The following is a 14,305-nucleotide window of genomic DNA, read 5'->3' as shown; positions in this document are numbered from 1 at the left end:
GCGGCCAACCCGCCCCGACCCCAGAACCCCACCACAGGACCTAACAAAGCCCTACTAGGGAACGGCTACCGCCGCCTTGGGGCCGGCGGCCAGGCGCAGGCCGACTTCCACCAGGGTCCAGCCGAGACGGGCGCGGAGGGGTCGGGGGTGCCGAGCCGGCCGGGCGGCTGCGGCGAGGCGGTGGGCGTCGGCTTCGGTACGGAGTTCGGCGATGCGGATGCGGTACAGGGCGAGGCGGGTCTCGGGGTGCATCGGGCCGTGGCCTTTCAGTCCGTGGAGTCCGTGGTGAGGGGGAAGGCGTGGGTGTGGATGCGTACCTGGGCGGTGTCGGTGTCGTCCTCGACGGGGGCCCGGTCACGGTAAGTGTCGACGAGGGCGTGCATCTTCTCGACGAGCTCGCGGGTCAGTTCGGGGGTCAGCCGCAGTGTCGCGCTGCTCATGTCCCAGGTTTGGCTCCACTCCTTGGGCCAGGTCAGGCGGTTGCCGAGCCAGGTCGACAGGTCCCGGGTCTGGGTGGTCGCGACCTCGTGGAGGTACAGGTCGGCGGCCCCGCGTACGTCCGGGTTGGCGTCGGTGAGCAGCGCGTCGTCGAATCTCAGGCCCTTGTGGACCGCCTTCCACCACCGCTCCCTGCCCTTGCCGTGCTCGGGGGCGTCCTCGATGAAGCCGTGCGCGGCGAGCCGGCGCAGGTGATAGCTGGTCGCGCCGCTCGACTCGCCCAGTTTCGCGGCGAGCTGGGACGCGGTGGCCGGGCCGCCGTGGCGCAGGGCGTCCAGCAGCTGCATGCGCAGTGGATGTGCGAGCCCGCGCAGGGAGCGGGCGTCGAGACTGCGGACCTGCGGGCCCTGTGGTTCCTGGGGCTCGTTCATGCCTACAAAGGTAGCTATGCAAAGAAATGCTTGCAAGGATTTCTTTGCAACTCGTTCGACGGCATGAGGTCGGACGGCATGAGGAACGGCGGCACCCCCGCACGGGTGCCGCCGTTCTCTTTGTGATCCGGAGCCGTTGCCGATCGGTGAGGGTGGTCGGGTGACAGACAACGGCTCCGGGGCTTGACTCACCCCGGAGGGCCGGGGCTCAGCGGTGGTCGCTGCCCTTCGAGGTGACCGCCGCGCGGCCGGCCTCCAGGCGGGCGACCGGGATGCGGAAGGGGGAGCAGGAGACGTAGTCCAGGCCCACCTCGTGGAAGAAGTGGACGGACTCCGGGTCGCCGCCGTGCTCGCCGCAGACGCCGAGCTTGAGGTCGGGACGGGTCTCGCGGCCGGCCTTGGCGGCGAGCTTCACCAGGGAGCCGACGCCGTCCCGGTCGATGGTCTCGAACGGGGAGACGCCGAAGATGCCCTTCTCCAGGTACGCGGTGAAGAAGCTGGCCTCCACGTCGTCCCGGCTGAAGCCCCACACCGTCTGGGTGAGGTCGTTCGTGCCGAAGGAGAAGAACTGCGCGGCCTCCGCGATCTGGCCGGCGGTCAGCGCGGCGCGCGGCAGCTCGATCATCGTGCCGATGGCCAGCTTGAGTGTGGTTCCGGTGGCCTCCTCGACCTCCGCGATGACCTTGTCGGCCTCCTCGCGGACGATCTCCAGCTCCTGGACCGTGCCGACCAGCGGGATCATGATCTCGGCGCGCGGGTCGCCCTTGGCGCTCTTGCGCTCGGCCGCCGCCTCGGCGATGGCCCGTACCTGCATGGTGAACAGGCCGGGGATGACCAGACCGAGCCGGACGCCGCGCAGGCCCAGCATCGGGTTCTGCTCGTGCAGCCGGTGCACCGCCTGGAGGAGGCGCAGTTCGTTCTCGTGCGGTTCCTGACGGGACTCGGCGAGGGCCACGCGGACCGACAGTTCGGTGATGTCGGGCAGGAACTCGTGCAGCGGCGGGTCGAGGAGCCGGACGGTGACCGGGAGGCCGTCCATTCCCTCGAACAGCTCGACGAAGTCCTTCCGCTGCAGCGGCAGCAGCGCCTTGAGGGACTCCTCGCGCTCGTCCTGGGTGTCGGCCAGGATCAGCCGCTCCACCAGCTCGCGCCGATCGCCGAGGAACATGTGCTCGGTGCGGCACAGGCCGATGCCCTGGGCGCCGAAGCGGCGGGCGCGCAGCGCGTCCTCGGCGTTGTCGGCGTTGGCGCGCACGCGCAGCCGGCGCTTGCGGTCGGCGAAGGCCATCATCCGGTGGACGGCCTCGACCAGCTCGTCGGCGTCGTCGGCGCCCGGGTGCATCCGGCCCTCGAAGTACTCCACGACCGGGGACGGCACGACCGGGACCTCGCCGAGGTAGACCTTGCCGGTCGAGCCGTCGATGGAGATCAGGTCGCCCTCCTCGACGACGTGCCCGCCGGGGACGGTCATCCGGCGGCGCTTGGTGTCGACCTCGAGCTCCTCGGCGCCGCACACACAGGTCTTGCCCATGCCGCGCGCGACGACGGCGGCGTGCGAGGTCTTGCCGCCGCGGGAGGTGAGGATGCCCTCGGCGGCGATCATGCCGTCCAGGTCGTCGGGGTTGGTCTCACGGCGGACCAGGATGACCTTCTCGCCGGAGCGGGACCACTTGACGGCCGTGTACGAGTCGAAGACCGCCTTGCCGACCGCCGCGCCCGGTGAGGCCGCGATGCCGCGCCCGACCCGCTCGACCTTCGCGTCCTCGTCGAAGCGCGGGAACATCAGCTGGGCGAGCTGCGCGCCGGTGACGCGGATGAGCGCCTCGGCCTCGTCGATCAGCCCCTGGTCGACGAGCTGGGTGGCGATGCGGAAGGCCGCGCCCGCGGTGCGCTTGCCGACGCGGGTCTGGAGCATCCACAGCTGGCCGCGCTCGATGGTGAACTCGATGTCGCAGAGATCCTTGTAGTGGTTCTCCAGCGTCTCCATGATCTGCATCAGCTGGTCGTACGACTTCTTGTCGATCTGCTCCAGCTCCGCGAGCGGCACGGTGTTGCGGATACCCGCGACCACGTCCTCGCCCTGGGCGTTCTGCAGGTAGTCGCCGTAGACGCCCTGGTGGCCGGAGGCGGGGTCGCGGGTGAAGGCGACGCCCGTGCCCGAGTCGGGGCCGAGGTTGCCGAAGACCATGGAGCAGACGTTGACGGCCGTGCCCAGGTCGCCCGGGATGCGCTCCTGGCGGCGGTAGAGCTTGGCCCGGTCGGTGTTCCAGGAGTCGAAGACCGCGTGGATGGCGAGGTCCATCTGCTCGCGCGGGTCCTGCGGGAAGTCCCGGCCGGCCTCGGTCTTGACGATCTTCTTGAACTTGGTGACCAGCTTCTTGAGGTCGGCGGCCTCCAGTTCGGTGTCGACCGTGACCTTCTTGGCGGCCTTCGCCGCGTCCAGCGCGTCCTCGAACAGCTCGCCGTCGACGCCGAGGACGGTCTTGCCGAACATCTGGATGAGACGCCGGTAGGAGTCCCAGGCGAAGCGGTCGTCGCCGGCCTGCTTGGCCAGTCCCTGCACGGACTTGTCGGAGAGGCCGATGTTGAGGACGGTGTCCATCATGCCCGGCATGGAGAACTTGGCTCCGGAGCGGACCGACACCAGGAGCGGGTTGTCGGGCTGGCCGAGCTTCTTGCCCATCGTCGCTTCGAGGGCGTCGAGGTGCGCACTCACCTCGTCACGCAGTGCCGCCGGCTCCGCGCCGCTCTCCAGGTAGACCTTGCAGGCCTCCGTGGTGATGGTGAAGCCGGGAGGGACGGGAAGACCCAGATTGGTCATCTCGGCGAGGTTTGCACCTTTGCCGCCGAGGAGGTCCTTGAGGTCCTTGTTGCCCTCGGTGAAGTCGTAGACGAACTTCACGCCCTCAACGCTGTGACCCTGCTGGCCTACGTGGGGATCTTTGTTTTCCGACACGGGTCTCGACTCCTCGAGGACGCGGTGGCTGCCCTGACGGGCAGGAACATACCCAGATCAAAGGCATCTGGGTACGTCCGCACGTGCGTCATGCGCCTGCGACCACTCCGCCGCCGCGGGATCGAAAGTCAAGGCTTGGCAAGCTTTCACAGCCGCATGTGTTCACTTCTTGAACTCACCAGCTCCGAATTGAGCACCCTGGCCGCTCATGTGAGCGACAATCGGCACGTTTGATTTCGCTCGGTGAACGATCAAAGGGTGGCACCGAGTGCCATCCTTTGAGAAGTGCAGCCGCTCACGATTCGCTCATCTGAGCGCGATGCTTATCAGGGGTGGCGAGAATCACGCTGCCACAGTCGCCGGGATTTCACCATGCGGACGCACCCCGTACGACTCCCCCGACGGCCGCGCGGGCGGTTGTGCAGGCACCTCACCGTCGCTCCACGGACGGCATGCCCGGCCTTTGCCCCCTGTTTGCCGAACGTATCTCCACCGCGCTGAACGCGCCGGTCAGCGTGCCCGTACGGAACTACGGCGGATCCGGACCCCCACGCCGGGTCCGCCACCTCACCGGGTTTTGCACGGAAGGACCTCCGGGTGCCCGTCTTCACACGCCTGCGCCGACCGACACGCACGACCGAACCGACACACACGACCAAGGAGGACCGAGAGGGAGAAGGCCACGCGGAGGAAGGGAAGCGGGGGAACGGGACCTCAAAGGCACCAGCGGCGCCGGATCCCGCACCCGGCGACTCCACCCCGGGCTCCCCCGGCGCCCTCCCCCTTGCCTTCCGCGCCCTCCGCGCCCGCCACGCCCGCCTGCGGACCGAGCACCCCCGCGCCACGCGCGCCGCCCGCTGGACGCTGCACGGCCTCGCCGCCGCGCTGATCGTCGGCGCGCTCCTGCTGCCGAACACCGCCGGCGCCCTGCGCCCCAACCGGTTCACCCGGATTCCGGCCGAGGCGATCATCGGCGCGGTGCTGCTGCTCGCCCTGCCGCGCCGGCCACGGATCGTCGCCGCCGCGCTGTACGGGGCCGGCGTCGCCGGGCTGACCGTGCTGAACCTGCTGGACATCGGCTTCAACGAGTATCTGGGCCGGGGCTTCAACGTGGTGCTCGACTGGGGGCTGCTCGACGACGCGCAGCACTACGTCGAGGACTCGATGGGTGGCGCCGCCGCCACCGCCGCCGCCGTCGGCGCGGTCGTCCTCGCCCTGCTCCTGGTGGTCGTGACGGCGCTCGCCGCGGTCCGGCTGAGCGGCCTGCTGGCCCGGCACCGCACGCGGGCCACCCGGGGCGCGCTGATCGCGGGCACCGTGTGGATCACCTGTACCGCCCTCGGCCTGCAGATATCCGGTGTGCCGGTCGCCTCCGACCGGGCCGCGGCCGCGCTGAAGGTGCAGGGCAAGCGCGTGCGGGACACACTGCGCGACGAGGCGGCGTTCGAGAGGGTGGCGCGCACGGACCCGTTCGCGGGCACGCCGTCCGACCAGCTCCTGCCCGACCTGCGCGGCAAGGACGTCCTCATCACGTTCATCGAGAGCTACGGCCGGGCCGCCCTGGAGGACCCGGTGATCGCCCCCGGCGTCACCGGCACCCTGGACACCGGCACCGAGTCGCTCGCGAAGGCGGGGTTCGCGGCGCGCAGCGGTTGGCTGACGTCGTCGACGTTCGGCGGCAGCAGCTGGCTCGGCCACTCGACGGCGCTGTCCGGCCTGTGGATCGACAACCAGCAGCGCTACCGCACCGCCACCGCGAGCGACCGCCTCACGCTCACCAAGGCGTTCGGGAAGGCGGGCGGCTGGGACACCGTCGGCGTCGTGCCGGGCGTCCAGAAGGGCTGGCCGGAGGCGACGTGGTTCGGCCTCGACAAGGTCTACGACGCCTTCCGGCTGGGCTACCGGGGCCCGAAGTTCAGCTGGTCGACGATGCCCGACCAGTACACGCTCGAGGCTTTCCAGCGCCTGGAGCACGGCAGGAAGCGCGACGGGAACAAGAACCTGATGGCGGAGATCATCCTGACCTCCAGCCACCAGCCCTGGGCGCCCCTCCCCGAGCTGGTCGGCTGGGACGAACTCGGCGACGGCTCCGTCTTCGGCCCCGTCCAGAAGGCGGGCAAGCAGCCCGGCGACATCATCGCGGACACCACCGAGTCCCGTCGGGAGTACGGCAAGTCGGTCGAGTACTCGGTGACCGCCCTCACCCAGTGGCTGGAGCGCTACGGCACGGACGACACCGTCCTCGTCTTCCTCGGCGACCACCAGCCCATCGCCCGGGTCAGCGGCCTGCGGGCGAGCCGGGACGTGCCGGTGACGATCGTCGCCAGGGACCCGGAGGTGCTGGACAAGGTCGCCGACTGGAACTGGACGGAGGGGCTCAGGCCGGACCGGGACGCGCCCGTGTGGCGCATGGACGCCTTCCGCAACCGCTTCCTGGAAGCGTACGGCTCCGTCCCGCACCCCGCCGGAGGCTGAACCGGCGCCGCCCCGCCCCCTGCGCCGAAGCGACCCGGCTCAGCCGCCGGACGTGTCGAGTTCGGCTTCCTCGCCGACGCCCGCGCACTCGTACGGGTCCTTCAGCCAGCCGTCCGGCAGCGCCACCCGGTTGTTGCCGGACGTCCGGCCGCGAGGGCCGTCCGCTCCGGCCGGCCAGGGCTGGTCCAGGTCCAGTTCGTCCAGCCCGGCCCGCAGCGCCTCGAGGGACGAGGTGATCGCGAGCCGTCTCCGCATCTCGGAGCCGACCGCGAAACCCTTCAGGTACCAGGCGACGTGCTTGCGGAAGTCGATCACCCCGCGGGCCTCGTCACCGATCCACTCGCCGAGCAGGGTGGCGTGCCGGACCATGACGTCGGCGACCTCGCGCAGCGTGGGTCGGCAGAAGTCGTCCCGGCCCTCGAAGGACGCGACCAGGTCGGCGAACAGCCACGGCCGCCCCAGGCAGCCGCGCCCCACCACGACCCCGTCGCAGCCCGTCTCGCGCACCATCCGCAGCGCGTCGTCGGCGGACCAGATGTCGCCGTTGCCGAGCACGGGGATCTCCGGCACATGCTCCTTGAGCCGGGCGATGGCGTCCCAGTCGGCGGTGCCGCCGTAGTGCTGGGCGGTGGTGCGGCCGTGCAGGGCGACGGCGCTCACGCCCTCTTCCACGGCGATGCGTCCGGCGTCCAGGTAGGTCAGGTGGTCGTCGTCGATGCCCTTGCGCATCTTGATCGTGACCGGCAGGTCCCCGGCGCCGGCGACCGCCTCGCGCAGGATGGAGCGCAGCAGGTTCCGCTTGTAGGGCAGGGCCGAGCCGCCGCCCTTGCGGGTCACCTTCGGCACCGGGCAGCCGAAGTTGAGGTCGATGTGGTCGGCGAGGTCCTCCTCGACGATCATGCGGACCGCCTTGCCGACGGTCACCGGGTCCACGCCGTACAACTGGATCGAGCGCGGGGTCTCGCTCGCGTCGAACGTGATCAGCTGCATGGTCTTCTCGTTGCGTTCGACCAGCGCCCGGGTGGTGATCATCTCGCTGACGAACAGCCCCTTGCCGCCGCTGAACTCTCTGCAGAGCGTGCGGAAGGGCGCGTTGGTGATCCCGGCCATGGGGGCCAGCACGACGGGCGGCCGGACCGCGTACGGGCCGATCGTCAGGTCGCGCGAGTCCGGGGCCGGGTTCGGGGTGGAGGGGGGCGTGGACATTTCTCCATTGTCCCGCATGCCAAGGGCGCATCGGTCATTAGTTAGCCGCACTATTGAACCGCGCTACGATGGCACCCATGTCCGAGTTCAGCCCTCGCCGACGTCTCCTCGTGCTCGCGATCTGCTGCATGAGCCTGCTCCTCGTGAGCCTGGACAACACGGTTCTGAACGTCGCCCTGCCGTCGCTCCAGAAGGATTTGGACGCGAGCACCGCGGGCCTGCAGTGGACCATCGACGCGTACACCCTCGTCCTGGCGTCGCTGCTCATGCTCGCCGGCTCCACGGCCGACCGGATCGGCCGCAGACGGGTCTTCACGGCGGGCCTGGTCGTCTTCACCCTCGGCTCGCTGCTGTGCTCGCTCGCGCCGAACCTGGACGCGCTGGTCGCCTTCCGCATGGTGCAGGCGGTGGGCGGTTCGATGCTCAACCCGGTCGCCATGTCGATCATCACCAACACCTTCACCGACCCGCGCGAACGCGCCCGCGCGATCGGCGCGTGGGGCGCGGTCGTCGGCCTGTCGATGGCGGCGGGACCCCTCGTCGGAGGTCTGCTGGTGGACTCCGTCGGCTGGCGCTCCATCTTCTGGATCAACCTGCCGGTGGGCCTCGCCGCCCTCGTCCTCACCCTGCGCTTCGTCCCGGAGTCCCGGGCTCCCCAGGCCCGCCGCACCGACCCGGTGGGCCAGCTGCTGCTCATCACCCTGTTCGGCTCACTGACGTACGCGATCATCGAGGCACCGCACGCGCCGCTCTCCACCACGGCCCCCTTCGGCGCCCTCGCGCTCGCGTCCCTGATCGCCCTGCTCCGCTACGAGTCCCGGCGCCACGAACCCCTCATCGACCTGCGCTTCTTCCGCTCGGCACCGTTCAGCGGGGCCACGGTGATCGCGGTGAGCGCGTTCGCAGCGCTCGGCGGGTTCCTGTTCCTGTCGACGCTCTATCTGCAGAACGTACGGGGCCTGAGCGCCCTGGAGGCCGGGCTGTGGATGCTCCCCATGGCCCTCCCGACGTTCCTGTGCGCCCCGCTCTCCGGCCGGCTGGTCGGCAGTCGGGGGCCCCGGCTGCCGCTGCTGATCGCGGGCGGCGCGATGACGGCGGCCGGACTCCTCTTCGCCCTCTTCGAGGCCGAGACGTCCAATGCCACGCTGGTCCTCGGGTACGTCCTGTTCGGCGTCGGCTTCGGCTTCGTCAACGCGCCCATCACCAACACCGCCGTCTCCGGCATGCCCCGCGCCCAGGCCGGGGTGGCCTCGGCGGTGGCCTCCACCAGCCGGCAGCTGGGCCAGGCGCTCGGCGTCGCGGTGATCGGCGCGGTGCTGGCGGCCGGGGTGGGCTCCTCCTCGTACGCGGACGGCTTCGTGGCGGCCTCGCGGCCCGGCTGGTGGATCCTCGCCGTGTGCGGGTTCGCGGTGCTGGTGGTGGGCGCGGCGACCTCGGGCCGGTGGGCCCGCGCGACCGCGCGGCGGACGGCCGAGCGGCTGGAGACGGCGGAGATCCGCGAGACGGCCGGAGTGGACGCCTGAGCGCGCGTCACCCCGTGCGAACGCCCGCGATCTCCCATGCGGGCCGAGTCTCCACCGAATTCGCCCGGGGAGAACCCCTGTTGATGTTGGTCTTGCCGCACACTCCTTGTCGTCCCCGACCGGGGACGACAAGGACGCGACAACGACCGCGGATGCCGGAGGGCTCATGTCCCGGATCGACACGAGCAAAGTCAGCCGCTGGGACCAGCACGGCCGGGAGCACGTCGTACGGGTCCGGCGCACCGGTGTGCAGCGCACGATCAGCTGCGAGACCTGCGACTGGCGCCAACGCGCCCAGTTCCTGCCCTGGCTGAAGGCGCAGGAACATCTGGCACAGGCCCACCAGGCGACGGTGGACCCCACGGAGAGATGAGCCGCCCCGGGCGGCGCGGGAAGCGCTGTCCGGGGCGGCTCGGCAAGTCGGCGGTGCTACGGCGTCAGCAGCCGACCAGTCGGCTCGCCAGGTAGCCCTCGATCTGGTCGAGGGAGACCCGCTCCTGCTTCATGGTGTCGCGCTCGCGCACCGTCACCGCGTTGTCCTCGAGCGTGTCGAAGTCGACCGTGACGCAGAACGGCGTACCGATCTCGTCCTGGCGGCGGTAGCGGCGGCCGATGGCGCCGGCGTCGTCGAACTCGATGTTCCAGTTCTGCCGCAGCGCCTGGGCGAGGCCCTTGGCCTTCGGCGACAGCTCCGGGTTGCGGGAGAGCGGGAGCACCGCGACCTTCACGGGCGCCAGGCGCGGGTCGAGACGCAGCACCGTGCGCTTCTCCAGCTTGCCCTTGGCGTTGGGCGCCTCGTCCTCGACGTAGGCGTCGATCAGGAAGGCGAGCATCGCCCGGCCGAGACCGGCCGCCGGCTCGATGACGTACGGCGTCCAGCGCTCGCCGGCCTCCTGGTCGAAGTAGGAGAGGTCCTGGCCGGAGGCCTTGGAGTGGGCGCCGAGGTCGTAGTCGGTGCGGTTGGCGACGCCCTCGAGCTCGCCCCACTCACTGCCGCCGAACTGGAAGCGGTACTCGATGTCGGCGGTGCGCTTGGAGTAGTGGGAGAGCTTCTCCTTCGGGTGGTCGTACCACCGCATGTTCTCCTCGCGCATGCCGAGGCCGGTGTACCAGTTCCAGCGCTGCTCCATCCAGTACTCCTGCCACTGCTCGTCCTCGCCCGGCTTGACGAAGAACTCCATCTCCATCTGCTCGAACTCGCGGGTGCGGAAGATGAAGTTGCCGGGCGTGATCTCGTTGCGGAAGGACTTGCCGATCTGGGCGATGCCGAACGGCGGCTTGCGGCGCGAGGTGGTCTGCACCTGGGCGAAGTTGGTGAAGATGCCCTGGGCGGTCTCGGGGCGCAGGTAGGCGACGGAGCCGGAGTCCTGCGTCGGGCCGAGGTGGGTGGAGAGCAGGCCCGAGAACTGCTTGGGCTCGGTGAACTGGCCCTTGTTGCCGCAGTTGGGGCAGTTGATGTCGGCGAGGCCGTTCTCCGGGGCGCGGCCCTTCTTCTCCTCGTACGCCTCTTCCAAGTGGTCCGCGCGGAACCGCTTGTGACAGGCGGTGCATTCGGTGAGCGGGTCGGAGAAGGTGGCGACGTGACCGGAGGCGACCCACACCTCGGGGGCCAGGATCACCGACGAGTCGATACCCACGACGTCCTCACGTGACGTCACCATGTAGCGCCACCACTGGCGCTTGAGGTTCTCCTTGAGCTCGACACCCAACGGCCCGTAGTCCCAGGCGGCACGCTGGCCGCCGTAGATCTCACTGCAGGGGAATACGAAGCCTCGGCGCTTGCTCAGGCTGACGATGGTGTCGATCTTGTCGGCGGCCACGGTGCTCTCTTCATTACGACGACGGGCGACGAAGCGAGATTGCTTCCAGCGAAGCACTCAGGCTACCGGCGGGCCCTGCCCCCCGACCAATTCGGGGCCCGCGCCAGGGAGCCCCCGGCCCCTCGCCCACCTTGTTGACAACGGTTTCCATATTTGTTGAAAATGGGAGTCATGAACGTACGACGACGCCTCATACCCACGGCAGCGGTGACCGCGGTCACCGCGATCGCCATGGGCGCCCTGTCCGCCTGCTCCTCCGACAGCACCGCCGCGGGCAACACCGGGAAGTTCGACGTCGTCGCCTCCTTCTACCCGATGGCGTTCCTGGCCGAGCAGATCGGCGGCGACCATGTGAACGTCACCAGCCTGACCCAGCCCGGCCAGGAACCGCACGACCTGGAGATCAGCGCCAAGCAGACCGTGCAGCTCGAGAAGACCGACGCGGCGCTCTACCTCAAGGGCCTGCAGCCCAGCGTCGACGAGGCCATCGGCCAGTCCGGGGTGAAGACGAAGATCGACGCGGCCACCCTGACCACCCTGGAGACGCCCGGCGCCGAGGACGCGCACGGCCACGGGGACGAGGGCCACGCCCACGAGGCCGAGGGCGGGCACGAGGGCCACAGCCACGAGACCCTGGGCGGCAAGGACCCCCACGTCTGGCTCGACCCGGTCAAGTACGCCGAGGTCGCCGAGGGCGTCGGCAAGGCCTTCGAGAAGGCCGACCCCGACCACGCCGCCGACTACCGGAAGAACACCGAGACCCTGGTCGGCAGGCTGAACGCGCTGGACACCACGTTCGAGACGGGCCTGAAGGGCCGGAAGACCGACGTCTTCATCACCACCCACGCCTCCTTCGGCTACTTCGCCGAGCGCTACGGCCTGACCGAGGAGGCCATCAACGGCCTCGACCCCGAGTCCGAGCCCAGCGCGGCCCGCGTGAAGGAGCTCGCCGAGACGGCCAAGGCCGACGGCGTGACCACCATCTTCTACGAGACACTGGTGAGCGACGACACCGCGAAGACGGTCGCGGGCGACGCCGGACTGAGGACGGACGTCCTCGACCCGCTCGAGGGCATCACCGACACCTCCCGCGGCGACAACTACTTCGAGGTCATGGAGTCCAACCTGAAGGCCCTGCAGACGGCCCTGGGAACCGCATGACCGGCCCGGACGACCGACCGACCCACCGGAGGGCGGCAGCATGACGCCGAAGACCGAGCCCGCCATATCGACGCCGAAGACCGAGCCCGTCATATCCCTGCGCGGCGTCCACGCCGAGCTGGGATCGCGCCCCGTCCTGCGCGGCGTCGACCTCACCGTGCACCGCGGCGAGGTCGTCGCCCTGCTCGGCGCCAACGGCTCCGGCAAGTCGACGACCGTGCGCAGCGTCATCGGCCAGGTGCCGGCCGGCGCCGGCGAGATCGAGCTGTTCGGCACCCCGCGGCGGCGGTTCCGCGACTGGGCGCGCGTGGGGTACGTCCCGCAGCGCACCACGGCCGCGGGCGGCGTGCCCGCCACGCTGACCGAGGTGGTCGCCTCCGGCCGGCTCTCCCGCACCCGCTTCGGCGTGTTCCGCAAGGCCGACCGCGAGGCCGTACGGCACGCGCTGGACCTCGTCGGCATGGCGGACCGGGCGAAGGACTCCGTGGACGCGCTCTCCGGCGGCCAGCACCAGCGGGTGCTGATCGCCCGCGCGCTCGCCGCCGAACCCGAGCTGCTGATCCTGGACGAGCCGATGGCGGGCGTCGACCTGGCCAGCCAGGAGGTGCTGGCGAAGATACTGCGCCGGCAGGTCGACCGGGGCACCACCGTCCTGCTCGTCCTGCACGAGCTGGGCCCGCTGGAGCCCCTGATCGACCGGGCGGTCGTCCTGCGCGACGGCTGCGTTCTGCACGACGGCCCGCCCCCCAAGGCCGTCGGCCGGCACGCTCCCCCAAGCACTCAGCTTCGTTCGTGCAGGGGGTGCCCCCATCCCGACCACGTACACCCGCACGCACCGGCGGGCGCCGGACCGATCCGCACGGGACTGCTGAGCTGATGGACCTCCTGAACTACGCCTTCATGCAGCGGGCACTGCTGGCGGCCGTCCTGGTCGGCATCACCGCCCCCGCGGTCGGCATCTACCTCGTCCAGCGCCGCCAGGCCCTCATGGGCGACGGCATCGGGCACGTCGCGATGACCGGCGTCGGCCTCGGCTTCCTGCTCTCCTGGTCGCCGGTGTGGATGGCGACCCTGGTCTCCGTCGTCGGCGCCGTCCTGATGGAACTGATCCGCTGGTACGGCAAGGCCCGCGGTGACATCGCCCTCGCGATGCTGTTCTACGGCGGTATGGCGGGCGGCGTGATGTTCATCAACCTCGCCCCGACCGGCTCCAACGCGAGCCTCACCTCGTACCTGTTCGGCTCCCTGTCGACGGTCTCCGAGGCCGACGTGACGGCCATCTCCCTGCTGGCCGCGTTCGTGATGCTGGTCACCATCGGTCTGCGCCGCCAGCTGTTCGCGGTCAGCCAGGACGAGGAGTTCGCGCGGGTCACGGGCCTGCCGGTGCGGTTCCTGAACCTGCTCACCGCGGTCACGGCGGCGGTCACCGTCACCGTCGCGATGCGCGTGGTCGGCCTGCTGCTGGTGAGCGCGCTCATGGTCGTGCCCGTCGCCGCCGCCCAGACGCTCAGCCGCAGCTTCGCCGCCACCTTCGCCATCGCCGTCGCGATCGGCGTGGGCGTGACCATCGGCGGCACGGTCACCTCCTACTACCAGGACGTGCCGCCCGGGGCGACGATCGTGCTGCTGACGATCGCCGCGTTCATCGCGCTGACCGTACTGGCCACCCCACTGGCCCGCCGCCGCGCCCGTGTGCCGGCCGCCGCGCAGCCCGCGCCGGATCTGACCGAGTGCACCGTCCCGACCGGGCGGAAACCGCCCGGTCAGGTCGGCGTCTGACCCCCCTCCGCCCGGCCTGGCACAATGGCCGCGGCAGGGCAGAGGCAGACCTGAGGAGGAAACCGGTGACCACCGCTGGACCGCCCGTGAAGGGCCGCGCCACCAGGCAGCGGGCCGCTGTGGCGGCTGCGCTCCAGGACGTCGACGAGTTCCGCAGTGCGCAGGAGCTGCACGACGTGCTCAAGCACAAGGGCGACTCGGTCGGGCTCACCACGGTCTACCGCACCCTGCAGTCCCTCGCCGACGCGGGCGAGGTCGATGTACTGCGCACTGCCGACGGCGAGTCCGTCTACCGCCGCTGCTCCACCGGCGACCACCACCACCACCTGGTCTGCCGCAGCTGCGGCAAGGCGGTCGAGGTCGAGGGCCCGGCCGTGGAGACCTGGGCGGAGGCCATCGCCGCCGAGCACGGCTACGTCAACGTGGCCCACACCGTGGAGATCTTCGGGACCTGCGCGGAGTGCGCGGCGGCGAGCGGCGACTGAGACCCCGGACACGACGAGGGGCGCGGAGGTG

The 14,305-nt window shown here is 70.5% G+C and carries 12 protein-coding genes; 7 read left to right on the top strand and 5 right to left on the bottom strand.

From position 1 onward, the window contains the following. Positions 1-54: 54 nt before the first annotated feature. The 3 genes from ACFP2V_RS20685 to ppdK all read right to left on the bottom strand — a co-directional run bounded on the left by ACFP2V_RS20685 (position 55) and on the right by ppdK (position 3,825). Entirely contained in the window at positions 55-252 is a 198-nt protein-coding gene (locus ACFP2V_RS20685; RefSeq protein WP_381214355.1) for a hypothetical protein, read from the bottom strand. Between the two features lie 14 nt (positions 253-266). Further along, complete coding sequence (locus tag ACFP2V_RS20680) at positions 267-869, bottom strand: ArsR/SmtB family transcription factor (RefSeq protein WP_381214352.1); 603 nt, start codon at positions 867-869, stop codon at positions 267-269. Positions 870-1,077: 208 nt separating this feature from the next. Continuing rightward, the gene (ppdK, locus tag ACFP2V_RS20675) at positions 1,078-3,825 is read right to left on the bottom strand and encodes a pyruvate, phosphate dikinase (RefSeq protein WP_381214349.1); all 2,748 of its coding nucleotides are present in this window, start codon (positions 3,823-3,825) and stop codon (positions 1,078-1,080) included. A gap of 597 nt (positions 3,826-4,422) precedes the next feature. On the opposite strand from ppdK, the gene ACFP2V_RS20670 reads away from it, so the two are divergent. Further along, positions 4,423-6,300 (top strand): alkaline phosphatase family protein, encoded by a 1,878-nt coding sequence (locus ACFP2V_RS20670; protein ID WP_381214346.1) that lies wholly within the window; start codon positions 4,423-4,425, stop codon positions 6,298-6,300. A gap of 39 nt (positions 6,301-6,339) precedes the next feature. Here the strand turns inward: ACFP2V_RS20670 and dusB are convergent, their stop codons facing one another. Continuing rightward, positions 6,340-7,506: a tRNA dihydrouridine synthase DusB gene (gene dusB / locus ACFP2V_RS20665; protein ID WP_381214344.1), complete on the bottom strand. Its 1,167-nt coding sequence runs from the start codon at positions 7,504-7,506 to the stop codon at positions 6,340-6,342. A gap of 77 nt (positions 7,507-7,583) precedes the next feature. Here dusB and ACFP2V_RS20660 point away from each other — a divergent pair, with 77 nt between their 5' ends. Together ACFP2V_RS20660 and ACFP2V_RS20655 are read left to right on the top strand one after the other, a co-directional pair. Continuing rightward, positions 7,584-9,029, top strand: a complete 1,446-nt coding sequence (locus ACFP2V_RS20660) for an MFS transporter (RefSeq protein WP_381214341.1) — start codon at positions 7,584-7,586, stop codon at positions 9,027-9,029. A 166-nt stretch (positions 9,030-9,195) separates the two neighbouring features. Beyond that, positions 9,196-9,402 (top strand): hypothetical protein, encoded by a 207-nt coding sequence (locus tag ACFP2V_RS20655; RefSeq protein ID WP_381214339.1) that lies wholly within the window; start codon positions 9,196-9,198, stop codon positions 9,400-9,402. Between the two features lie 64 nt (positions 9,403-9,466). Here ACFP2V_RS20655 and ACFP2V_RS20650 read toward each other — a convergent pair whose 3' ends face one another. Then, positions 9,467-10,849, bottom strand: coding sequence for a glycine--tRNA ligase (locus tag ACFP2V_RS20650; RefSeq protein WP_055592243.1), 1,383 nt, complete (start codon positions 10,847-10,849; stop codon positions 9,467-9,469). Between the two features lie 171 nt (positions 10,850-11,020). Between ACFP2V_RS20650 and ACFP2V_RS20645 the strand changes: the two genes are divergently transcribed. From ACFP2V_RS20645 to ACFP2V_RS20630, 4 genes are all read left to right on the top strand, one after another. Continuing rightward, positions 11,021-12,010 carry a metal ABC transporter substrate-binding protein gene (locus ACFP2V_RS20645; protein ID WP_381214335.1) on the top strand — a complete coding sequence of 330 codons (990 nt, stop codon included), beginning with the start codon at positions 11,021-11,023 and terminating at the stop codon, positions 12,008-12,010. Positions 12,011-12,050: 40 nt separating this feature from the next. Then, positions 12,051-12,887 carry a metal ABC transporter ATP-binding protein gene (locus ACFP2V_RS20640; RefSeq protein ID WP_381214332.1) on the top strand — a complete coding sequence of 279 codons (837 nt, stop codon included), beginning with the start codon at positions 12,051-12,053 and terminating at the stop codon, positions 12,885-12,887. After that, positions 12,887-13,789: a metal ABC transporter permease gene (locus ACFP2V_RS20635; RefSeq protein WP_381214330.1), complete on the top strand. Its 903-nt coding sequence runs from the start codon at positions 12,887-12,889 to the stop codon at positions 13,787-13,789. Before ACFP2V_RS20640 ends, ACFP2V_RS20635 begins: the two co-directional genes overlap by 1 nt. A 65-nt stretch (positions 13,790-13,854) precedes the next feature. After that, a complete protein-coding gene (locus ACFP2V_RS20630) occupies positions 13,855-14,274 on the top strand; it encodes a Fur family transcriptional regulator (RefSeq protein WP_381214327.1) in 420 nt (139 codons plus the stop codon). Positions 14,275-14,305 lie beyond the last annotated feature (31 nt).

The organism is Streptomyces incanus (assembly GCF_042656345.1).
Classification (GTDB): Bacteria; Actinomycetota; Actinomycetes; order Streptomycetales; family Streptomycetaceae; genus Streptomyces; species Streptomyces incanus.
Note: the sequence above shows the minus strand (reverse complement) of the source record. Positions and strands in the feature narration are given on the sequence as shown.

Coding starts and splice junctions, on each gene's coding strand:
- ACFP2V_RS20645 (WP_381214335.1), top strand. CDS start 11,021: ATGAACGTACGACGACGCCTCATACCCACGGCAGCGGTGACCGCGGTC.
- ACFP2V_RS20680 (WP_381214352.1), bottom strand. CDS start 869: ATGAACGAGCCCCAGGAACCACAGGGCCCGCAGGTCCGCAGTCTCGAC.
- ACFP2V_RS20660 (WP_381214341.1), top strand. CDS start 7,584: ATGTCCGAGTTCAGCCCTCGCCGACGTCTCCTCGTGCTCGCGATCTGC.
- dusB (WP_381214344.1), bottom strand. CDS start 7,506: ATGTCCACGCCCCCCTCCACCCCGAACCCGGCCCCGGACTCGCGCGAC.
- ACFP2V_RS20685 (WP_381214355.1), bottom strand. CDS start 252: ATGCACCCCGAGACCCGCCTCGCCCTGTACCGCATCCGCATCGCCGAA.
- ACFP2V_RS20655 (WP_381214339.1), top strand. CDS start 9,196: ATGTCCCGGATCGACACGAGCAAAGTCAGCCGCTGGGACCAGCACGGC.
- ACFP2V_RS20640 (WP_381214332.1), top strand. CDS start 12,051: ATGACGCCGAAGACCGAGCCCGCCATATCGACGCCGAAGACCGAGCCC.
- ACFP2V_RS20635 (WP_381214330.1), top strand. CDS start 12,887: ATGGACCTCCTGAACTACGCCTTCATGCAGCGGGCACTGCTGGCGGCC.